The organism is Dermacoccus sp. Ellin185, assembly GCF_000152185.1.
Classification (GTDB): Bacteria; Actinomycetota; Actinomycetes; order Actinomycetales; family Dermatophilaceae; genus Dermacoccus; species Dermacoccus nishinomiyaensis.
On record NZ_AEIQ01000077.1, the window covers coordinates 16187 to 38334 of the forward strand.

A 22148-nucleotide genomic window follows, 5' to 3' on the forward strand; every position below is an offset into this window, starting at 1 on the left:
CTGGGCCCTGCGTTCGCCGCGCGATGCAGCCCTCAGGCCGTGACGCGACGCCGGTACGCGAGCACCATGGCGGTCGCCGTCAGTGTGCCGACGATGGCGACGACGAACACGGTGTGGATGTTCGAGACGTCGAGGACGAACGCTCCGAGGGCGGCTCCGCCGGCGATCGCGAAGTTGAAGATGCCCGAATCGAGCGCTGCGGCGGGCTCGGCGTAGGGCCCGGCGCTCGTCAGCACCCAGTGCTGCAGCACGACGGCCATCGCGCCACCGAACAGTCCCCACACGCCCATCGCGAGGGCCGCGACGGCGGGGGTTCCCGACAGCATGAGGCCCGCGATGCCGGCCGTCATGCCGCACGTGACGAGCAGCAGCGCGAGCATCGGGCGACGTCGCATGATGGGCGCTGAGCCGACGTTGCCGAACAACCCGGTGATGCCCATGACGAGCAGCATCGCGCCGACACCCGCGGGGCTGACGTGCGCGAACTCCTGCAGCGCAGGGCTCGCGTAGGTGTACGCGCAGAACTGCGCGACGACGAGCACCGCCGTCACGAGCAGCGCGAGACGCACCGGGCCGATCGACCAGGCGCGGCGGTACCCGTCGGTCGTGAACTTCTCGTCGACGAGCACGCTCGGCACGAGGAACCACAGCGCCACGGCAATGACGAAGCAGAACGCGGCGAGCGCGTAGAACGCGACGTGCCACGTCCACGTCGTGCCGAGCCACGTGCCGATCGGCACGCCGAGGATCGTCGCTCCCGACGCCCCCGCGAACGCGACGGTGGTCGCGAGCGCCGCGCGTTCGGGCGCGACGATGCGGGAGGCGACGATGGCGATGAGCGCCCAGAACACGCCGATGCCGAGCCCGGCGCACAAACGCGCTACGAGGTAGACGGCGACGTTCGTCGCCATCCCGGACGCTGTGGTCGCGGCCGCGACGACGAGCAGTGCCGTGAAGAGCACGACGCGGCGATCGAGGGTGCCGATGGCGAGTGACGTCGACAACCCCATGACGCCGGCGACGGCGCCGGCCAGCGTCACGCCGAGGCCTACGGCTCCTTCGGAGGCGCCCAGGTCGTCGCTGATCAGGGTGAGGACGCCGATCGGCAGCTCCTCGACCGTCACCATCGCGAAGATGCCGAGGGCGAGCACGACCACCCCCGGCCACCCTGACGCCCGCAGACCCCTGTGCTCGTTCATCGCCCTCCTTCGACAAGATGGCCGCCCCACAGGATCGGGGGCGGCAGATGAACTCCCAGTTTCTCAGACCTGGCGCTCTTGGCGAATCGCTGCGCTTCTGGGCGTCAACACCCCGCCCCATCTGCGATTCCTGTCCCCATCCGCGTTTTTCGTCCACATCTGCGATCCAGCGACCCAACGGCGATTCACGGACACATGTGACCGAGAAGCGCCGTTGAGTAGGGGCTGATCGGGACCCAGGTGTCGCGCTCGCCGCCCGGCCCGGCTCCGCGCGGTGTCGGCGACGTGCCCGACGTCGAGGACGGCGATGCTTGACGCGCGGGGTCGATGCGTCACGATGGAGGGGAACATCCATTCCCGAGACGTAGGACGCACCGTGACGGCGCCATCAGCCTCCTCCACCACATCAGCCCCCGACGGCTGGAACGCCTCCGTCGCCGCGAACCCCGACGGCGGCGCATTCTTCCAGCTCGCGGAGTTCGCCGAGATCAAGGCCGACGCCGGGTGGAGGCCCCGCTTCGTCGACGCGGGTGGGGTCGCCGTCATGGTGCTCGAGCGGATCGTCCCGCCGCTGGGGCGGCTGTGGTACGTGCCGCAGGGCCCCGGGCTGGCGGAGGGCAGCGACCCGTCGGGCGTGCTGACGGCGCTTGCCGCGCAGGCGAAGAAGCGCCTCGTCTTCGCGATCAAGTTCGAGCCGCAGCTCGTCGATTCACCCGAGAACCGGGCGGCGCTCGAGGCCGCGGGCGCTCACCGCACGACCGACGTCCAGCCCACGTTCTCGACGGTGTGGCTCGACATCCGGCCCGACGCCGAGACCCTGCTCAAGGGCTTCGACTCGAAGGCGCGCTACAACATCCGCCGCGCCGTCAAGGACGGCGTGACGACCGCCGAGGCGCCGATCGACGACGCCTCGTGCCGCACGTTCTACGACCTGTTCGTCAAGACGGCCGAGGGCCGTTTCGTCATCCGCCCCTACGAGTACTACCGCACGTTCTGGCAGACGTACGCGCGCGACGGCCGCGGCGCCTTCTTCTTCGCCTACTACGAGGGTGAGGTCATCTCGGCAGACTTCGTCATGATCAACGGCCACCTCGCGAGCCGCAAGGACGCGGCGTCGGTGCCCGTCAAGAAGGTGCGCGGCGCCGCGGCGCTTCTCGTGCTCGACACGATCAAGGCGCTCAAGGAGCGCGGCGTCACCGACTACGACCTGTGCGGCGCCCCGCCCTCGGATCGCGCCAAGGACGAGACGCACCCGCTCTACGGCGTCGGACAGTTCAAGACGGGGTTCAACAAGGAGATCACCGACTACGTCGGCACCTGGCTGCTGCCCGTGATGCCGCTGCAGGCGAAGGCGTGGGAGGCCGGCGTCGAGAAGGCTGTGCGCAAGGCCCACTTCGTCGTGAAGAAGACGCCGTACTTCTGATCGGCGCCCGCGCATCCTGCGATTCGGGGTGAGATGCCGCGCGGGGCGAGAATAGGCCACGATGAATGCCCTCTTCGACCTCGACGCCATCGGACGCGGGCTGCCCTTCGCGACGGCCACCGCTGAGTTGACGCGCGCTCTCGACGCGGGCGCGTGCGTCGTCCAGGCCCCGCCCGGCACGGGCAAGACGACGCTCGCGCCGCCGCTCGTCGCGAACTGGCTCGCTGAGCGAGGCGACGCATGGCGCGACGTCGACACCGCAGCGGCCCGTGGAGTGACGCCCGGCCGAGCGGGCCGCGTCATCGTCACCCAGCCGCGCCGCGTCGCCGTACGCGCTGCCGCACGGCGTCTGGCCCAGCTGACGGGGACGCGTCTCGGTGACGTCGTCGGCTACGCAGTGCGCGGCGAATCCCGCTCGAGCACAGCGACACTCGTCGAGTTCGTCACGCCCGGTCTGCTCGATCGGCGCCTGCTCGCCGACCCCGAACTGACGGGCGTCGGCGCCGTCATCCTCGACGAGGTGCATGAGCGCTCGATCGAATCCGACGTCGCGTTCGGCCTGCTCGCCGACGTACGCGCGCTGCGTGACGATCTCGTCGTCGTCGCGATGTCAGCGACGCTCGACGCACCGCGTTTCGCCGATCTCCTCGCCGCGACCACCACGTCGGGTGAGGCACCCCTCGTCGATTGCCCGTCTGCGCTGCACCCGCTCGACGTGCGATGGGCGCCGTTCGACTCGCCCCGCCTCGACGCGCGCGGCGTCACCCGGGCCTTCCTCGAGCACGTCGCGCGCATCACGACCCGCGCGCTGGATGATGCCGACACTCATGCCGGCGGGCGTGGCACTGCCGCAGCGACGGACGCCGTCGCCAACTTGGCCGGCTTGCGGGGCTGCGACGCGCTCGTCTTCCTCCCAGGTGCGCGCGAGGTGTCGATCGTCGCCGAGCAGGTGCGGCAACTGCGCCCCGAACTCGACGTGCTCGAACTGCACGGGCGCATCGACGCTGCCGAGCAGGATCGCGCGACGGCCGGTCGCGGACCCGGCGAACCGCGCCGCGTCGTCGTCTCCACCGCCCTCGCGGAGTCGTCACTGACGGTGCCCGGCGTGCGCCTCGTCGTCGACGCCGGGCTCTCGCGCGAACCTCGACGCGACGTCGCGCGCGGCATGAACGGCCTTGTCACCGTGGCGTGTTCGCGCGCCAGCGCGGTGCAGCGTGCCGGCCGTGCGGCCCGTCTCGGGCCCGGCATGGCGGTGCGTTGCTACGACGAGCAGACGTTCGCGCGCATGCCCGAGCATGTCACGCCCGAGATGGCGACGAGCGACCTCACCGACGTCGCCCTGACGTTCGCGGCGTGGGGCACGCCGGGCGGCACCGGGCTTTCCCTGCCGACGCAACCACCTGCGCCCGCCCTGCGCGAGGCGACGCACACCCTCGTCGGCCTGGGCGCGCTCGACGCTGACGGTCGCATCACCGCCCTCGGCAGGACGCTCGTCGAGGTACCCGCCGACCCGCGGCTCGCCCGCGCCTTGCTCGTCGCGGCCGAGCGAATCGGCGCCCGATCGGCCGCGGAGTACGTCGCTGCACTCGCCGACGACGTCCGCTCGAGGGACGCCGACCTCGACCACGCGATCGCCGAGCTGCAGGGGGCGGCCCGTTCGAGGTGGGTGCGCGAGAGCGAACGCCTCACGCTCGTCGTCGCGGCCGGCTCGAACGACGCCGCCGCCACCCCGGACCCCGGGTGGGCGCCCGGACACGCCGCGGCATCTCGACGGGCTCGCTCCGTGGACGCCGAGACCGAGAGCGACGCCGGTCTCGTCATCGCTCTTGCGTATCCGGAACGCGTGGCGCATCGCGTCGCCGAGGGCGTCTACCTCACGGCGTCGGGAACCCGTGCGGGGCTAGACGATTCACCGTTGACCGAGTGTGAGTGGTTGGCTGTCGCGGACGTCGCGCGTTCCGATGGTCGCGCCGCGCGTGGGACGGGCGCCGTCATCCGGTTGGCGGCCCCGATCACTCGACAGATCGCGGAGGACGCAGCGGCGCACCTGCTCGTCGACGAGGTGCGCGCGACGTGGGACGCGACCTCCGGCAAGATCGTGGGGCGGCGTGTCAAGGCGCTCGGCGCGATCGAGTTCTCGGCGACACCAACGTCCCCGACGCCGGAAGTGGCGCGACAAGCCGTCGCGAATGCTCTTGCAGCGCAGAGGCTTTCGTTGCTGACATGGAGCGATGCTGCAGCGGCGCTGCGACGTCGTCTGGCTTTCCTGCACCACCACCTCGCCGACCCGTGGCCCGCGATGGACGACGACACACTGCTCGCCCGACTCGACGAATGGCTCGCCCCGGAGCTCGACCGCCTCGCCCGTGGGGGGAAGCTCGCCTCCATCGACCTGACGGAACCGCTGCGTCGCCTGCTGCCCTGGCCCGAGGCGACACGTCTCGACGAGTTGGCACCCGAGCGGCTGCGTGTGCCCAGCGGCTCCAGCGTGCGCATCACCTACCCACCTCTCGACGAACCGGGCGGCCCGCCCATCGTCGCAGTGAAACTGCAGGAGTGCTTCGGGCTGACGCAGACCCCGCGCCTCGCCGACGGGCGCGCACCTGTGCTGTTCCACCTGCTGTCGCCTGCGCAGCGACCCGTCGCCGTCACCGACGACCTCGCCTCGTTCTGGGCCGGGCCCTACGCGGGCGTGCGCGCCGACATGCGCGGCCGCTACCCGAAGCATCCGTGGCCCGAGGACCCTCTCACACACGTCGCGACGGCGAAGACGAAGAACCGCCTCTGACGCCCGGCGGCACTTCGGAGGCACAATCCTGCATGGCCGAGTTGCAGTCCCCCAACTCCCAACTCGAGGGGCACAATCCTGCATGGCTGAGTTGCAGTCCGCAACTCACCGGCCGACAGCCTCAACCCGCCTGGCGACGCCGCAGCTCTGACGTCCGCGTCACGCCGGCGCAGCCGTCACTCCTCGTGCAGCCACTCGTCGAGCACGCGGGTGGCGAACGGCAGCATGATGTAGGTCATGAGCGGCGTGAGGATCGACGTCTGGATCAGCGTGCGCAACACGACGTGCAGGCTCGCGATGTGCGGCTGCAGCAGGTAGGCGGCAAGCACCGACATCGGGAAGAACACCGCCCAGATCATCGTGGCCTGCTTCCACCGCGGCGGCGCGAGACGACGGCCGGGCGCGGGCGCTTCGCCGGGCAGGACGACGTCACTGCTGTGCGACGGCTCGTCGAACCATCCCTCGATGCCGACGCGCTTCTCGCCGCGGGTGTGCTGCACGATGTCCGCACCGAACGACAACCACCAGGCGCGCTCGGGGCTGCGATCCCACGCGTCGAGGCATGCCTGATTGCGGAAACGACACAGCATGTGCCATTCCTGCGAGTTGCTCGACGAGCGCACCCACCCGGTGCCGAGGAAGCCCTCGAACTTCTCCGCCATCGCCATGCCGGCATGCACCCAGGCCAGCACCTGAGTCTCGTTGTCGGTGCTCATGTGGCGCGTGAACGACACCGTCACGGGCGCCTCGTCAGGCGCGGTCGGCGCGGCAGCGACAGCATTCGTCATACCCGTCATCGTCGGGCATGCACGGCGCAGACAACGAACCGAACCGGTGTCACATGCGTCACGCCGACGACGCTCGCCGCCCAGGCAGCACGCCCCTGGGCACCCGCGCCGCCCACCCTTATCACCCCCACGACGATCGGCGCTCGCCGCCCGCGCGGCGCACCTCAGATGTTCATCTCGTCCGCCCTCGTCACGGGGGCATCGCACACGAAACCCCGGCATACGTACGCCGTCGTCTGGCCGTCGACCGCAGGGCGATCTGCCAGCAACGGCACCCCGCCGGCGTCGGCAGCGCCACGAACACGCACCAACCCCGGACCCGTCGAACGCCAGGCGCGCAGCCACATCTCATCCGCCTCGGCCGCATCAAGCGGCCCATCGCCGGACCCCGCAGCCGCACCCCCATCCGCAGGGTCGACGACGGCGACCTGCACCGGCCCCGCAGCGAGCGCCTCCGCCGCAGCGAGCGCCCAGCCGGCGAACCGCGGGTTCGACGCCATCACACCCACGAGGCCGGACAGGCAGGCAAGAGCTCGCACGCGGTAATCGCCGTGCCCCGTCAGAGCGAACGCCATGACGTACGCCGAGGCGAGCGACGACGCGCCGCACGGTTCGGCGTTGTCGCCGTCGGAGCGCGGCCTGATGAAGAGCTGCGACGCGTCCGACCCCGTGTCGTACACGGTGTCGCCGTCGAAGAACAGGCGCGCCGCGTCGTCGAGCAGACCGATCGCCACCTCGGCATGGCGCGTCTCGCCATTCGCCTGATGCAGCACCAGCAGCCCCTCGGCGAGGTTGCCGTAGTCATCGGCGCAGGCGAGCGCCTCGCTCACCCGGCCTTTGAGCGACGCCCGCCGCAACCGGCCGTCGACGACGTGGGTCGCGAGCACGACGTCAGCCGCCTCCCGCGCCGCCGCCACCCACGAGGGTTGTTCGAGGATCATCCCGGCCTCGGCGAGCGCGGCGATGGCGAGGCCGTTCCATGACGTGACGACCTTGTCGTCACGGGCCGGCTGCGGGCGCTCGGCCCGCACCGAGCGCAGCCTGGCCCGAACGTCTGACCACCACGCGTCCGGGGAGCGGTCACCCAGCACCTCGGGCGAGAAAAGCTCGGCGGGGTCACGACGCAGCTGCAGGGTCGAGCGGCCGTCTTCGAACGTGCCGTGACGGGTGACGCCGAGAAGCTCAGCGGCGCGCGCGCCGTCGCTGCGGCCCAGCACCTCGACGAGCTCCTCCGCGTTCCATACGTAGGTGAGGCCTTCGACGCCGTCGGTGTCAGCATCGAGCGCGGAGGCAAACGCCCCCTCACTGGTGCCGAGGCGCCGCATGATGAAGTCGGCCGTCTCGTAGGTCACGCGACGCGCCCAGTCGTCGCCGGTCGCGCGCCACAGATGCGCGTACACCCGCAGCAGTTGCGCGTTGTCGTACAGCATCTTCTCGAAGTGCGGCACGACCCAGTCGGCGTCGACGCTGTAGCGCGCGAACCCTCCGTCGAGCTGGTCGTACATGCCACCGCGCGCCATCGCCTCGCCCGTGCGGCGAGCCATCGCGAGGGCGTCCGCGTCGCCCGTGCGGGCGTGGTGACGCAGCAGGTGCTCGAGCGTCATCGACGGCGGGAACTTGGGCGCGCCACCGAAGCCGCCCCGGCTGTCGTCGAACTGGCGACGCAGGCCGACGACGGCACGCGTCAGATCGACCCCCACGAGCTGTCGCTCAGCCCGATCGCCCTGCCCGAGCAGGTCATCTCCCCCAGGCCCCAAACCCGTCGCGTCGGCACGCGAGCGCGTCTGCATCGCCTCGACGATGGAACGCGCTGCTCCCTCGACGCGCGCCCGATCGTCACGCCACAACTCACCGATCGAGTGCAGCAGCGACGAGAACTGCTCACGCGGGAAGTAGGTTCCGGCGTAGAAGGGCTCACCGTCCGGCGTCAGCAACACCGTCATCGGCCAGCCGCCGTGCCCGGTGAGCGCCTGCGTGACGTTCATGTAGACGGCGTCGACGTCGGGGCGCTCCTCACGATCGACCTTGACGGCGACGAACCCCTTGGCGAGCTGCGCCGCAATGGCTGCGTCCTCGAACGACTCGTGCGCCATGACGTGGCACCAGTGGCACGCCGCGTAGCCGACGGACAGCAGCACGGGCACGTCACGATGTCGCGCCTCGGCGAACGCCTCGTCTCCCCATTCGTGCCAGTCGACGGGGTTGTCGGCGTGCTGACGCAGGTAGGGGCTCAGCGAGGCAGCGAGTCGGTTGGCCATGACCCCAAGCTAGGACCCGACACCGACAACCGCGTCATCCCAAGGGATTCAGCATGCAGAGCGCCCCCGTCACGATCATCACGTGAAGGGGGCGCACATCGTCAGGTATGCGGTTCAGGCGGCCCGCGACAACTCGGCCGCCGGCTCGAGCGCCGCGACGGGCGCCTCGTCGGTCTCAGCGTCCGGCGTGACCATGACGTCGTCGAACATCCGTGTCTCGACTCCCGCCATCACGAAGACGAGAACGAACATGGTCACGACGACGAGAACGGCCAGACCCAACGCTGCTCCAAGGCTCATGCCTCCACCCTGACAGGTTTGCGCTCATAGCGGAACCCCGACGCGCGGCGGGGGATGGTTGCATTGACGTATGTCACATTCGCCGGAGCCCGGGCGGCCAACGCGCCCGAGGCACGCCTTCATCGTGACGCCATCGCAGCGCCATCAGGCGGTCACCGGCCCGACGCGTCCCGTTCCACCAGCTCGCGCATGGCGCGCTCCTGCTCGGACGATTCCCATTCGACGTCGTCGAGCAGCCGGTGGATCTCGTCGATGACGCGCTGCACGCCCGCCTCGGAGATCAACCCCAACTCGTGAGCCTTGGCGGCCGCACCGACGTAGGTGTCGACCACCCAGATCCCCTTCGCGGCGAGTTCGGCGCGGCGTCCGGCATCCAGGGCCACGACGTCGTGGATGAAGACGGCCTTGACGACGTCACCGTGCGCCTGCAAGATCTGCTCGCCGACGGCGATGTCCCCCTGCCCCGAATCGCCGACGAACACGAGGTCGTACTCGGGAAACAAGGTCGCGTAGTGCGCGATGTTGGCGACCTTCTTCGCGGCCATCGCGTCGTGCGTCGCAAGATGGAAGATGCTGCCCGTCATGATCGACAGATCCGCGAACCCGGCCTTGGTGAGTGACTCGCGGCTGTAGCTCTTCATCAACCCCAGGGCATCCGCAGGCCGCGCCGTGACGAACGTCAGGTCACCGCGCGAGAGCGGCGCGTCACGAGGTCCGAGGTCGAGTGCTTCGTAGAACGCGATGATGCCCGGGATGACGGTTCCGCGCGGGTAACGCGTCTCGTGGATCTTCGCCAGGGCGGTGTCGTCGATGTCGGACAGGGTCTTCGCCTGCCGCTCACCCTCGAGCGACGAGGACGCGGCGAAGTGGTCGAGAATCTCGGCGCGGATGGCGTCGTCGTCGATGTCGGCGAAGACGAGACCCTCCAGATCGTGTCGGCCCTTCGCGAGGTTGAGCGTGTTCTTCAGGTGCGTCAGGTCGTTGCCCGTGTGGGCGAGCAGCATGTCACGGATCGCGCCCTCCATCGCAGCCGACGTCGCGCCGCCCTGCATCCCGTGGATGACGGCGACCTGCGCCGCCATGCTCAACTCGTGACGCCTCGTGCGGGTGAGCAACTCGATGAGGGCGGTCTCGTTGTCGGGGCCGATGAGGCGGTCGTCCATGTCGTCGAACAGCTTGGCCGCGTCGACGTTCTCGAGGACGTCGTTCAGCTCACCGGCGGGCGCCTCGCGCAGCAGCGTGAGGATCTGCTTCTCATCACGTCGCCCCGTCGGGCCGTCGAGAAGAGAATTGACGAGATCGAGCGTGGCACCCACGAGGCCTCCCCTGGCCGAACGGCTGACGGCAGCCGATCACGGCGCCACCCGGGCGCACCACGCCCGCGGCGACAGCTTATCGAGCCTCGACGCGGCGCCCCGCACCTCACCGACACACCGCGCGGGATACTCGCCCGCCCGCGAGTTCGGCGTGCCACAGTGAGTGCATGAGCGACACCATCACCGTGAAGAAGAACACCGAGACCCACCGCTACGAGGGTTTCCTCGACGACGAGCAGGTCGGGTTCGCCGACTACCGCGAGGACGGCGACGTCGTCACGATGCCGCACACGATCGTGCCGGAGCGCTTCGGTGGCCGCGGTTTCGCGAGCCAGATCGTCCGTTTCGCGCTCGACGACGTGCGCGCGGCCGGCAAGAAGGTCGACCCGGTCTGCCCGTACGTCGCGTCGTGGATCGACAAGCACCCCGACTACGCGGACGTGCGCGTCACGGCCTCCTGAGCGGGCGGTTCGTGGCCCCAACGGCGCGCGAACACCGCGAGGTCCTCGACACCACGCGTCGACGACGCCGTCGGCGCGTGCAATACGTGCGCGCCACCGACTCATGCCATGGACAGCCCGGCCTGCTCGGCGCGCATCGCGAGATCGAGGTCGCCGATGGCCGGGTCGCGGTAGTCGGGGGCAGAAACCACCGAGCAACCGCCACTCGCGCACGCGGACGGCGAAGTTGCCCGACAGGAGCAACCGATGGTCCTCGTTCGCGTGCACGTCACCAGGAGGCGGGAACGCGCGGCGCGGGTGCGGGTCGACGAGCTGCGCGACTCTGCGTCGTTTCATGGCCGCCAGGTCATCATCGGCCGACAGGTAGGTGATGGGGCCGTTGAACAACCACCCGCGGCTCGTGCCGCACACGGCAAAGGCGTCGCGATACGCCTCGAGGAACCCTGGTAGTGGGATGCTGCGCGAATCGGGATGGATGAAACCCTCACACCCCTGAGCGATGGCGATGCTGGCACCCATGTTGCCCGCCCGACCGATCATCAAGTCGGCCGCGTCGAGCTCGTGCAGCTGTACGTCGGGATCGTTCGCGAGCAAGGCGATCGATCGCGCTCACGCGAGATCGTCCACGACGACGTGCGGGACGCCGGATGCGACGTCGCGGAGGAATCGCCGCTGCTGCTCGAGCGAACCCAGATCTCCCGACGTCGCCGTCACGAAGGCGAGACGCGGCGGTGCTGACGAGGGTGTAGGAGACCACTGGGGCTTCGCGCGGAGGCAACGCTGAGGCACGCAAGACCTTCCGAGACATCCGCGACGAGGTCGTCGACACCCCGGTAACGAATCGCTTCTATCCCAAAATGCGACCCACATCTGAAAATTAGTCGCCGGTACAGCTCGAAACCGAACACCGCGCGCTGGCCGAGTCAGCGCAGCCTGTCAACGCGCCCAGCCGGTCAACCCGCCGTCAGGAGTGCGAGCGGGTGCGCGTGAGATCCGCCTCGAGCGGGTCGACCTTCTTCGACTTCGTCATGAGCTTGTGGCCGGCCCACACGGCGAGGAACAGCGGCAGGCCGATGTAGCTCTCGAGCAGGCCGCCGGGGTCGACGGTGCCTTCGAAGATCAGGTCTTTGTTCTGCAGCACGATGACGAGCGCGCACATGCCGAGCGCGACGACCGGCCCGAGCGGGTACCACTTCGCGCGGAACGGCAGATCCTCGACGCGGCCACCTTGTGCGACGTACGCCTTGCGGAACTTGAGGTGGCTCCACGCGATACCGCACCACGTGATGAACCCCGCGAGACCGGAGGCAGCGACGAGCCAGCCATAGGCGTCGGACGAGAGCAGGCTCAGCCCGTAGCAGCCGAGCGCGACGAGGGCCGTCAGCAGCAGCGCCGGCATCGGTACGGAACGGCGGTTGGTCTTGAGCAGGAAGCGGGGCGCCATGCCCTTCTGGGCCATCGCGTAGAGCATGCGGGTCGAGACGTAGAGACCGGACGAGCCGGCCGACAGGATGGCGGTGAGAATGACCGCGTTCATGACGCTCGCCGCACCGACCACGCCGACCTTCTCGAAGATCAGCGTGAACGGCGACGCCTGGATGTCGCCGTCAGCGGCATTGACGAGGCGCGGGTCGGTGTACGGCAGCAGGAAGCCGATGACGACGAACGCGCCGATGTAGAAGATGAGGATGCGGAAGAACACGGCGCGGATGGCCTTCGGGATCGTCTTCTCGGGCTCGTCGGCCTCACCGGCGGCGACACCGATCATCTCGGTGCCCTGGAAGCTGAATCCGGCGATCATGAAGATGGCGATGATGCCCGAGAACCCGCCGACGAACGGCGCCTGGCCGGTGGTCCAGTTCTTCGTGCCGGGCGCCTCCGTCATGATGCCGAAGATCATGAGGACGCCGACGGTGAGGAACACGAGGACGGTGATGACCTTGATCGAGGCGAACAGGAACTCGCTCTCGCCGAAGGCGCGAACACTGATCGCGTTGATGGCGAACAGGATGGCGAAGAAGACGAGCGCGACGAGACGCTGGTCGACGTCCGGCGCCCAGTAGTTGACGACGGCGCCCGCCGCCGCGATCTCCGCCGCGACCGTGATCGCCCAGTTGAACCAGTAGTTCCAGCCCTGCGCGAAGCCGAAGCTGCGGCTGACGAATCGGGTGCCGTACGACTCGAACGAGTTGGCGAGCGGCAGATACGTCGACATCTCGCCGAGGCTCTGCATGAGCAACCACACCATGAACCCGATGACGCCGTACGCGACGAGCGCGCCGCCGGGGCCCGCCTCGTGGATCGAACCGGCGGAGGCGAGGAACAGGCCCGTCCCGATGGCGCCGCCGATGGCGATCATGTTGAGGTGGCGCGCATTGAGGTCGCGTCGCAGCTCGTTCTGACCACCCGCGCCAGGCGTCGGGTCGGCGACGGAGCCCGCGGGCCCTGACGGCTCGGCGGGCGTGGAATCGGCCTGTGTGGCCATGGCGTCTCCTGCGAGATCGAGAAGTGGATGACGCGGCGTGAGGACCGGTCGTTCGGTTCCTCGCCGGGCACCTGCCCGGCGGGCGAGCCGGGCTCAGAGTAGCAACGCGAGCCGCCCGGAGAAGGGGCGACACGGGGGCCGACAACCCCTGCTGCGGCGTGAGATGTGCGGCAAATCACATCTTCGCGACAAAGCTGTGGCGCCGCGCTGCCTCAGCGCTGCGGAACCTCGCAGATCGGGGCCGCAAGGCGTCCGAGCACTGGACATTCCGGGGCATCGGCGATGGGATGAGAACCGTTTTTTCCCATTCGAGACGAACACCCACGAGCGACGAATGCGCTGCGGGCCCGGCTTCGCCCACCCGAACGTGCGCAGGAGAAACACACATGTCCCATACCGCTTCCGCCGCACCGGACGGCGAGCCCCGCGAGCTCGAACGCGACCACATCACCGTGGTCGAGAAAGCTCCACTCAAGAAAGCCATCACGGGCGCCACCATGGGCAACCTCATGGAATGGTACGACTTCGGCATCTACGGCTACCTCGCCGCCACGATGACGAAGGTGTTCCAGCCCGAGGGTGGCGACGACTCGACGAAGATGATCATCACCTTCGCCGTGTTCGCCGTCAGCTTCCTCGCCCGCCCCTTCGGTGGCCTCGTCTTCGGCCCCCTCGGCGACAAGATCGGGCGTCAGAAGACGCTCGCCATCACGATGCTCGCCATGTCGATCGCGACGGGCGCCATCGGTCTGCTGCCGTCGTTCTCGACCGCCGGCTGGTGGGCGTTCGCCGGTCTCATCATCTGCCGCCTCATCCAGGGCTTCTCCACCGGCGGTGAGTACTCGGGCGCAACGACGTTCGTCTCCGAGTACTCCCCCGACAAGCGTCGCGGCTACTTTTCGAGCTTCCTCGACACCGGTTCCTACCTCGGTTTCGCGGTCGGCGCCGCCGTCGTCGCGCTGTTCAGCATCGGCCTCGGCTCCGAGACGATGGACGACTGGGGCTGGCGCATCCCGTTCCTGCTCGCTCTGCCGTTCGGCCTGCTCGCCATGTACTTCCGCATGAAGATCGACGAGTCGCCGACGTTCGAGAACACGCAGGCCGCCAACGAGGCAGCCGAGAGCAACGACGCCATCGACGAGTCGCAGACGCAGCTCGGCCCGGTCGGCATCATCAAGCACCACTGGCGCCCGCTGCTCATCGCCATGGCGCTCGTCGGCGCGACGAACACCGCCGGCTACTCGCTCACGTCGTACATGCCCGGTTACCTCGAGAGCAACCACGGCTACACCACCCTGGGTGCCGCTGCAGCCACCATCCCGGCGCTCGTGGCGCTCTCCCTGGCCGTGCCCTTCGTCGGGCGCTTGTCGGACAAGATCGGCCGCAAGCCCGTCTACTGGATCGCGATCATCTCGACGCTGCTGTTCACCTACCCGGCCTACATGATGATGGAGAACCAGACGCTGGCCTTCGTCGCGATGTTCATGCTGGCCTTCTCCGTCTGCTTCTACGTCGCGATGTCGGCCTCGACGCTGCCCGCGCTGTTCCCGACGGCCTCACGCTTCGGCGGCATGGCGCTGTCGTACAACATCGCCGTCTCCCTGTTCGGCGGCACCGCGCCGATGATCAGCGAAGCGCTCGTCAAGTGGACCGGCAGCAAGAACGCGCCGGCGCTCTACACGATGTTCTTCGCCGTGCTCGGCGGCATCGCATTGCTCGCGATGAAGGAGTCGGCGCGCAGACCGCTGCCGGGTTCGATGCCGACGGTCGCCTCCGACGAAGAGGCCCACGAACTCGTCGAGACGCAGCACGACAACCCCGACATCGTCCACGAGGACCTGCCGTTCGACGCGCACGACGCCGCGAACGCGGCAACCGCGGGGACCACTTCGGACGCCGAGAAGCACTGACGTCCGCTGCCGCGAGCGCTGAGTCCACAGCGCTCGCAGCCACGAAGGCCGCCACCCGATCGGGGTGGCGGCCTTCGCCGCCGTCTCGCCGCGACCACCGCTCGTTCAGTCGCCCTGGTTCGCGTGCTCGTGCAGCAGCTTGGTGACCTCGCGGCGCAGCACCTTGCCCATCGGGTTCGTCGGCAGTTCGTCGACGACGACGAAGCGACGCGGCGCCTTGTACGCCGTCAGCTTGCCCTTGACGTGGCGGCGCAGCGCCTCGGCGTCAGCATCGGTGTGGCCGTCGGCGAGCACGACGGCGGCGACGACGTCCTCACCGCCCGCGGTGGCGGGCAGCCCGACGACGGCGGCGTCAGCGATCGAGTCGTGTTCGCGCAGCACGCCTTCGACCTCACTCGGGTAGACGTTGAAGCCACCCGTGACGATCATCTCCTTGATGCGGTCGACGACCGTCAGGTAGCCGCCCTCACCCATCTCGACGACGTCGCCGGTGCGGAAGAAGCCGTCGTGGAACGCCTCCTGCGTCGCCTCGGGCTTCTTGTAATAGCCACCGAAGACCTGCGGACCCTTGACGAGCAGCTCGCCCGGGCCGGAATCCGGCGCGTCCTTCGTGACGTCCTCGGGGTCGGCGAGGCGGATCTCGACGTCGGGGAACGGCACGCCGATCGAGCCGGCGCGACGATCGTCGGAGATGGGGTTGCCGACGACGACTGGGCTCGTCTCGGTGAGGCCGTAGCCCTCGATGAGGTGGCCGCCCGTCGCCTTCTCCCAGCGTTGCACGAGCGCGGACGGCAGCGACATCGCGCCCGACAGGCCGATGCGGATGCCCTCGAGGCTGATGTCGCGCTTCTCCGCCTCGTCGAGGATGCGGGCGTACAGCGGCGGTACACCCGGCGCGAACGTCGGGGTGCGACGCTTCACGGCGTCGATGATGAGCGGCACCTCGGGGGCGGGCAGCATGAGCAGGCACGCGCCGAGGTTGATGCCCGCGAGGACGCCGATCGTCAGGCCGTACGCGTGGAACATCGGGAGGACGACGAGGAACGTCTCCTCACCGTCACGCAGCTGCGCCCACGCCTTGCCCTGCAGGCAGTTGGCGGCGAGGTTCGCGTGCGTGAGCGGGACGCCCTTGGGGGTGCCGCTCGTGCCCGAGGTGTAGAGCATGATCGCCGGGTCACCGGCCGATGGCTTGGGGTGGTCGGCGGGCAGCGTGCCGCGTGATAGCAGGTCGTTCCAGCTCAGCAGGCCCTCGGGCGCCGGGCCGGTGAGGCGCTCGCGCGACTCGCGCGCCTTCTTCACCGGCAGGCGCAGCGCGAGACGCTTGACGAACGGCAGCTCCGCCGTCACGTCGATCGCGACTATGTGGCGGACGCCGTTCTCCTGCGCGAGGTCGACGAGCATCGGGCTGATCTTGTCCCATGCGATGACGACCTCGGCCTCGTGGTCCTCGAACGGCGCGCGCAGCTCACCGATCGTGTAGAGCGGGTTGTGCTGCACCGCGATCGCGCCGATGCGCATGATCGCCTGCGTGACGACGACGTTCTGCGGGCAGCCAGGCAGCAGGACGGCGACGCGGTCGCCCGCCGTCACACCGAGGTCCAACAGACCGGCCGCGGCGGCGTCGACCTGAGCCTTGAGCTGGTCGTACGTCGTGACGCGCCCCATGAAGTCGATGGCCGGGCGCTCGCCGAATCGCGCGACGGCGGAGTCGAACTGATCGACGAGCGTCGCCATGCCGTAATCGAGGCGCAGGGGCACACCGGGCGAGTAGGAGTTCGCCCACAGCGCGTTCGTCAGCATCGTCGTCATCCTCCATCGGCGCGTCGCGCCTCGTCACGGCTGGTCTCGTCACAGCACGAGGTGCCGAGCGGGATCGCCGGCACCGTCTTCGAGTGTATGCCCCGTCACGTCGAGCTTCTACACCCGTAGTACCCATCGGCGATTCCTGTCCCCTCCTGCGAACTACGTCCCCGGTCGCGATTCCTGTCCCCTGTGCGATTTTCGGTCACATTCGCGAATCCCGTCCCCACCTGCGGAACTGCGGCGCGGTGCAGGATGGGTGCCATGAACACCGTGACAGTCCATGAGGCCCCCTCCGTCGAGATCGTGCGTGGCGACATCACGACCGAGCAGGTCGACGCCGTCGTCAACGCCGCGAACTCGGGCCTGCTCGGCGGTGGCGGCGTGGACGGTGCCATCCATGCCGCAGCAGGGCCGCAGCTGCGCGAGGAGTGTCGCAAGCTGCGCGCGACACGGCTGACGGGCGGATTACCGACCGGCGAGGCCGTCATCACCGGCGCGGGGCGGATGCCCGCGCGCTACGTCATCCACACTGTCGGCCCGAATCGTCATGCGGGCCAGACGGATCCGGCTCTTCTAAGCTCCTGTTTCGCCGAGTCATTGCGGATCGCCGACGAGGCGGAATGCCGCTCCGTGGCCTTTCCCGCCATCAGCGCGGGCGTGTACGGCTGGGACGTCGAAGAGGTCGCGTGCATCGCTCTCGAGGTGGCGCGTTCCGCCCGATGTGCACATGTCCGGTTGATCCGTTTCGTGCTGTACGACGATCGCGCACTCGCCGCTTTCGAACGTGCTGCCGACCGAGCCTGACCGCATCCCGGCCAAGGCGAGTCGGATCTCTCTCGGGCAGACCAACGGCAGGGTGCGGGGAGCGTTCCTGCGGGCCGGTTGGGTGGCCACGTTCGATGGCTTGTCGGCGCCGCGTGGTTGGCTTCGACCATGGAGCTGAACGAGTGGAGTGGACGCATCGAGGGCATCTCGGCTGCGTACGGCGAGTACTTCGCTGTGGAGCGCACGCCGGAGTGGGTCCTGCTCGAGCTCACCGAGGAGGTCGGGGAGCTCACGCAGGCCTATCTCGCATCGAGCGGGCAGGGTCGAAACCGGGGCAAGAGCGACGACGAGCTGCGCCAGGACCTCGAGGGTGAAGTCGCCGACGCGTTCGCCATGATCCTGGTCTTCGCGCGGAGCGCGGGTATCGACATCGAATCAGCGCTGACGACGAAGTGGTTGCCGTGGGAGAAGTTCCACACCGATCGAGCCGCAGGTCTGGCCCCCGAGCCACTCGCCCATCGGTGGCCCGAGCCGTCCGACGATGACCCGCAGGCGCCGTCATGACCGTCGCGAGCCCTCCCCTGCTGCGCGGTGACGGCGCGAGCGCGCAGAATCGTCGGTCAACCCGCCTCGCGACGCCGCTGGGCGACATGCTCGTCGCCGTGAGCGATGACGGAGTGCTCGGCGCCTACTTCGACGGCCAGGCGCATCAGCCGGACGCGGCGTGGTTCGGGGCGCGAGTGGAGCAGCGTGACGATGCCCTCCTCGACGCCGTCGCGCAGCAACTCACCGCCTGGTTCGCTGGGGAGCGGACCGATTTCGACCTTCCGCTCGCTACGCTCGGCACCCCGTTCCAACGCAGCGTCTGGGAGCTGTTGCTGCAGATCCCTCCCGGCGAGACGACGACGTATGGCGAGCTGTCGGCGTCGCTCTCACCCGACGGAGTCGCCACCCCTGGCCAGGCACAGGGCGTCGGGCAGGCCGTCGGTCACAACCCGATCAGCGTCATCGTGCCGTGCCACCGCGTCGTCGGCTCGGGCGGTTCCCTCGTCGGCTTCGCCGGCGGCCTGGATCGCAAACGCTGGCTCCTCGCCCACGAGGAGAGCGAGACGACCCGTGAATCCCGTTTGTTCTGAACGGTTCTCGCGCCGCTCGGCTCGGTTGCGAAAAAAGTTCTCTCGCCGACCTCACACTTCGTCGTTCTCGGACGACTCCTGAGTGATGACACAGCAACCGCTCTTCCACGAGATCGTGGAACGCCATGGGCCGACGGTTCTGCGCGTGTGCGCCGCGACCCTCGGGCCCGGTGCGGACGCGGAGGACGCCTGGTCCGAGACGTTTCTCGCGGCGCTGCGGGGCTACCCGTTCGACGACATCGAAGACGTCGAGGCATGGCTCGTGCGCGTGGCGCGGCACAAGAGCGTCGACATCGTGCGACGGAATCGCCGCGCCGCACCACACCCCGAGCTCGTCCGCGATGTCGAGGCGGCCCACGACTCGACTCGATCGCGGCGCCTCGGCGCCGGAGCCGCCAAGGACGACGACGCCGGGCAGGCGCTTCAACGCCTGTTCGTCGACGACGTCCACCCGGGCGCCGATGTCGAGGCCTGGGACGGCGAGTTGTGGAGCCACGTGGGCGCTCTGAGCGAACGGCAACAGTTCGTCGTCGTGCACCGCTACGTGGGGCAGTGGACCTACCCGGAGATCGCCGACAAGCTCGGCTGCTCGACGGCGGCTGCCCGACGTTGCGGAGCCGACGCCATCGCCGCGCTGCGTCATCGACTCATCCCGACCCGAGAGGACACCTGATGACCAGCGACGACGTGTTCACCACGACCATCGACGCCTTCACCGACGCGTCATCGACCGAGGCGCTGACGAGTCGGCTGCTCGAACATGTGCGTCCGCGGGACGTCGACGTCGTGTGGACGACGCACGAGACGCTGCTCGGCCGGCTCCTGCTCGCCTTCCGCGACGACGCCGTCGTCCGCATCGCGTTCGAGTCGGAGGGCTTCGACGCCGTGCTCGACGACCTCGGTGAACGTCTCGGACGCCGCACGCTGCGCTCGGCCCAGCCCGCCGACACCCTGCGCCGCCAGCTCGACCTGTACTTCACCGGGGTGCGCGTGGAGTTCAGCGTGACGCCCGACCTGTCGTTGTCCACTGCCCCCTTCCGACGGGAGGTGCAGTCGAGCCTGCCCACGATTCCCTACGGCCGCACCATCAGCTACGCCGATCTCGCCTCCTCGACGGGACGCCCCCGCGCGGTTCGCGCCGTCGGCAGTGCCTGCGCGAGCAATCCGCTACCCATCGTCCTCCCCTGTCACCGGGTCGTGCGTAGCGACGGCTCCCTCGGCAACTACCTAGGCGGCGTCGAGGCGAAGCAGCGGTTGCTCGAGCTCGAGTCCGCCGCCGCGCCTTAGGCCCACCTAAGTCATGCAGCCGGCTCTCAGGGTTTACGCCGACGACATCTGCGCGACGTCTCGTGTCTGCCTCGACGCCCAAGGATCGACCCGCGTGGGCGCCCCCACCGTCCGCCCTGATCAGCTCCCGACTTTCCGCCCCGGCGAGGAGACCCCATGAGCCCCAAGCTGCTCCCCCTCATCAATACCCGCCACGGTTCGCGCAGCGCGAAGACGTGCGAGTACCGCTGCGCCAACCAGTGCGACGCGCCTACGCCGAACACCTCGGGCAACGAGGAATTCCAGACTCTCGCTCAGCGTGCCATCGCCCGTCGCGCGATGCTCACGGGCTCCGCGGGCGCCATGGTGCTCACCGGTTTCGGCGCGCAGGCTGCTGCGGCGGACACTGCGCACGGCCACCACCCGCGACCCGAGCGCAATGTCGGGCGCGCCTCCTTCACCTCCGTCGCGCCGAACCGCAAGGATGACGTCGTCAACGCCGAAGGGTTCACGCAAGACGTGATCATCCGTTGGGGCGACCCCGTCACCAAGCGCGCACCGCGTTTCGACGTCCACCACCAGACGCCCGAGGCACAGGCGCAGCAGTTCGGTTACAACAACGACTATGTCGGCATCATCCCGCTCGACGGTCGCCGCGCCCTGCTGAGCGTCAACCACGAGTACACCGACCCGGAACTGATGTTCCCGACCGGGACGGACGAGCTGCTCAAGAAGAAGATCGAGATGGCCGCGCACGGTCTGGCGGTCGTCGCCATCGAGAAGGGCCGGGCCAAGGGGTCATGGAAGGCCAGCGACCCGCGCTGCTCGCGCTACAACCGCCGCATCACGGCCAGCACGCCGCTGCGCGTCGACGGCCCCGCCGCTGGTCACGAGCTGCTGCGCACCAAGGCTGACCCCAAGGGCACGACGATCCTCGGCACCTTCGCCAACTGCTCCGGCGGCACCACACCGTGGGGCACGACGCTGCACGGCGAGGAGAACTTCCACGGTTACTTCGACGCCTCCGGCGCGCTCGACCCCAAGCAGGCCGATGCCTACAAGCGGTACGGCATCACCGGCCAGGGCAAGGGGTGGAAGGACGTCGACGAGCGCTTCGACCTGACGAAGACCCCGAACGAGGCCAACCGCTTCGGTTGGATCGTCGAGCTCGACCCGCTCGACCCGTCCGCCCCGCCCGTCAAGCACACGATGCTCGGCCGCGTGAAGCACGAAGGCTGCAACGTCACGATCGCACGTGACGGCCGCGTCGTCGCCTACACCGGGGACGACGAGAAGGGCGAGTACATCTACAAGTTCGTCTCACGTGACCGCTACCAGCGCAGTGCCTCGCCCGCCGCACGCCGCCACAACAAGACACTGCTGTCCGCCGGCACGCTCTACGTCGCGAAGTTCACCGGTGACGGCGACGCCGACGGCGTCCACGACGGCACGGGCACGTGGATCCCGCTCACGAGCGAGAAGAAGTCGTACGTTCCGGGCATGAGCGTCGCGGAGGTGCTCGTCCACACGCGCCTGGCGGCCGACAAGGTCGGTCCGACGCGCATGGACCGCCCCGAGGACATCGAGCCGAACCCCGTCAACGGCAAGATCTACTGCGCGCTGACGAACAACTCCGACCGCGGCAAGAAGTTCACCACGGACGAGGCCAATCCCCTGGCCTCGTCGATGACACGCAAGAAGCTGGGCGAGCCGCTCACGGCCACGTCCGGCAACCGCAACGGATACATCCTCGAGATCACGGAGGGCCGTGGCCGCTCCTGCGGCAAGGGGTACGAGACCTCGACCGACTTCACCTGGGATCTCATGCTCATCTGCGGTGACCCGGCCGCGCAGGAGACGTACTTCGCCGGCTTCCCGAAGGAGCACGTCAGCCCGATCAGCTGCCCCGACAACGTCGCCTTCGACGCCGTCGGCAACCTGTGGATCTCCACCGACGGCAACCAGCTCGGTTCCAACGACGGGCTCTTCCGTGTCCCGACGAACGGGCCGGAGCGCGGCCGCGTCCAGCAGTTCCTCACGGTGCCCTTCGGCGCCGAGACCTGCGGGCCGCTCGTCAGCCCGGACCAGCTTTCCGTCTTCACGGCCGTGCAGCACCCGGGCGAGACCGACGACGCGACGTTCGAGAAGCCGACGAGCACGTGGCCGCACACGGACGCCTTCCCCCGCCCGTCGGTCATCGTCTCCTACGCGAAATGACGATGCTCGTCTGACCGAGCGTGAGGCGTGAGG

At 69.0% G+C, this 22148-nt stretch carries 17 protein-coding genes; 10 read left to right on the forward strand and 7 right to left on the reverse strand.

All coding sequences use genetic code 11. The features are described 5' to 3' along the window. Positions 1 to 32 precede the first annotated feature (32 nt). Positions 33 to 1199, reverse strand: a complete 1167-nt coding sequence (locus HMPREF0321_RS07965) for an MFS transporter (RefSeq protein ID WP_040014707.1) — start codon at positions 1197 to 1199, stop codon at positions 33 to 35. 376 nt (positions 1200 to 1575) lie between these two features. Here HMPREF0321_RS07965 and HMPREF0321_RS07970 point away from each other — a divergent pair, with 376 nt between their 5' ends. Next, the gene (locus HMPREF0321_RS07970) at positions 1576 to 2622 is read left to right on the forward strand and encodes a peptidoglycan bridge formation glycyltransferase FemA/FemB family protein (protein ID WP_006945670.1); all 1047 of its coding nucleotides are present in this window, start codon (positions 1576 to 1578) and stop codon (positions 2620 to 2622) included. Positions 2623 to 2683: 61 nt separating this feature from the next. Next, positions 2684 to 5410, forward strand: a complete 2727-nt coding sequence (gene hrpB, locus HMPREF0321_RS07975) for an ATP-dependent helicase HrpB (RefSeq protein ID WP_006945743.1) — start codon at positions 2684 to 2686, stop codon at positions 5408 to 5410. Between the two features lie 176 nt (positions 5411 to 5586). On the opposite strand, the gene HMPREF0321_RS07980 is transcribed toward hrpB, so the two are convergent. The 4 genes from HMPREF0321_RS07980 to HMPREF0321_RS07990 all read right to left on the reverse strand — a co-directional run bounded on the left by HMPREF0321_RS07980 (position 5587) and on the right by HMPREF0321_RS07990 (position 10072). After that, positions 5587 to 6198: an antibiotic biosynthesis monooxygenase gene (locus HMPREF0321_RS07980; protein ID WP_006945738.1), complete on the reverse strand. Its 612-nt coding sequence runs from the start codon at positions 6196 to 6198 to the stop codon at positions 5587 to 5589. A 164-nt stretch (positions 6199 to 6362) separates the two neighbouring features. Beyond that, positions 6363 to 8456, reverse strand: coding sequence for a thioredoxin domain-containing protein (locus HMPREF0321_RS07985; RefSeq protein WP_006945681.1), 2094 nt, complete (start codon positions 8454 to 8456; stop codon positions 6363 to 6365). A 114-nt stretch (positions 8457 to 8570) separates the two neighbouring features. Next, entirely contained in the window at positions 8571 to 8756 is a 186-nt protein-coding gene (locus HMPREF0321_RS16055) for a hypothetical protein (protein WP_136788793.1), read from the reverse strand. Positions 8757 to 8908: 152 nt separating this feature from the next. Then, entirely contained in the window at positions 8909 to 10072 is a 1164-nt protein-coding gene (locus HMPREF0321_RS07990; protein WP_006945749.1) for a phosphatase domain-containing protein, read from the reverse strand. 167 nt (positions 10073 to 10239) lie between these two features. On the opposite strand from HMPREF0321_RS07990, the gene HMPREF0321_RS07995 reads away from it, so the two are divergent. Continuing rightward, complete coding sequence (locus tag HMPREF0321_RS07995; protein WP_006945741.1) at positions 10240 to 10533, forward strand: GNAT family N-acetyltransferase; 294 nt, start codon at positions 10240 to 10242, stop codon at positions 10531 to 10533. A 964-nt stretch (positions 10534 to 11497) separates the two neighbouring features. On the opposite strand, the gene HMPREF0321_RS08005 is transcribed toward HMPREF0321_RS07995, so the two are convergent. Further along, positions 11498 to 13018: an amino acid permease gene (locus HMPREF0321_RS08005; RefSeq protein WP_006945746.1), complete on the reverse strand. Its 1521-nt coding sequence runs from the start codon at positions 13016 to 13018 to the stop codon at positions 11498 to 11500. 386 nt (positions 13019 to 13404) lie between these two features. On the opposite strand from HMPREF0321_RS08005, the gene HMPREF0321_RS08010 reads away from it, so the two are divergent. Next, positions 13405 to 14928 (forward strand): MFS transporter, encoded by a 1524-nt coding sequence (locus HMPREF0321_RS08010; RefSeq protein ID WP_006945703.1) that lies wholly within the window; start codon positions 13405 to 13407, stop codon positions 14926 to 14928. 105 nt (positions 14929 to 15033) lie between these two features. Here HMPREF0321_RS08010 and HMPREF0321_RS08015 read toward each other — a convergent pair whose 3' ends face one another. Further along, entirely contained in the window at positions 15034 to 16728 is a 1695-nt protein-coding gene (locus HMPREF0321_RS08015) for a long-chain-fatty-acid--CoA ligase (protein WP_006945727.1), read from the reverse strand. Positions 16729 to 16992: 264 nt separating this feature from the next. Between HMPREF0321_RS08015 and HMPREF0321_RS08020 the strand changes: the two genes are divergently transcribed. The 6 genes from HMPREF0321_RS08020 (at position 16993) to HMPREF0321_RS08045 (ending at position 22115) form a co-directional block, all read left to right on the forward strand. Then, a complete protein-coding gene (locus HMPREF0321_RS08020) occupies positions 16993 to 17535 on the forward strand; it encodes an O-acetyl-ADP-ribose deacetylase (RefSeq protein WP_006945675.1) in 543 nt (180 codons plus the stop codon). A 129-nt stretch (positions 17536 to 17664) separates the two neighbouring features. After that, on the forward strand, positions 17665 to 18060 hold the full coding sequence (locus HMPREF0321_RS08025; protein WP_006945720.1) for a MazG nucleotide pyrophosphohydrolase domain-containing protein: 396 nt from the start codon (positions 17665 to 17667) through the stop codon (positions 18058 to 18060). Then, positions 18057 to 18632 carry a methylated-DNA--[protein]-cysteine S-methyltransferase gene (locus tag HMPREF0321_RS08030; protein WP_006945687.1) on the forward strand — a complete coding sequence of 192 codons (576 nt, stop codon included), beginning with the start codon at positions 18057 to 18059 and terminating at the stop codon, positions 18630 to 18632. The genes HMPREF0321_RS08025 and HMPREF0321_RS08030 overlap by 4 nt, the downstream gene beginning before the upstream one ends. Before the next feature lie 85 nt (positions 18633 to 18717). Next, complete coding sequence (locus tag HMPREF0321_RS08035; RefSeq protein ID WP_038566850.1) at positions 18718 to 19305, forward strand: RNA polymerase sigma factor; 588 nt, start codon at positions 18718 to 18720, stop codon at positions 19303 to 19305. Then, positions 19305 to 19919 carry a methylated-DNA--[protein]-cysteine S-methyltransferase gene (locus tag HMPREF0321_RS08040; RefSeq protein ID WP_006945660.1) on the forward strand — a complete coding sequence of 205 codons (615 nt, stop codon included), beginning with the start codon at positions 19305 to 19307 and terminating at the stop codon, positions 19917 to 19919. The genes HMPREF0321_RS08035 and HMPREF0321_RS08040 overlap by 1 nt, the downstream gene beginning before the upstream one ends. A gap of 156 nt (positions 19920 to 20075) precedes the next feature. Further along, on the forward strand, positions 20076 to 22115 hold the full coding sequence (locus tag HMPREF0321_RS08045; RefSeq protein WP_006945732.1) for a PhoX family phosphatase: 2040 nt from the start codon (positions 20076 to 20078) through the stop codon (positions 22113 to 22115). The last annotated feature ends 33 nt before the right edge of the window (positions 22116 to 22148 follow it).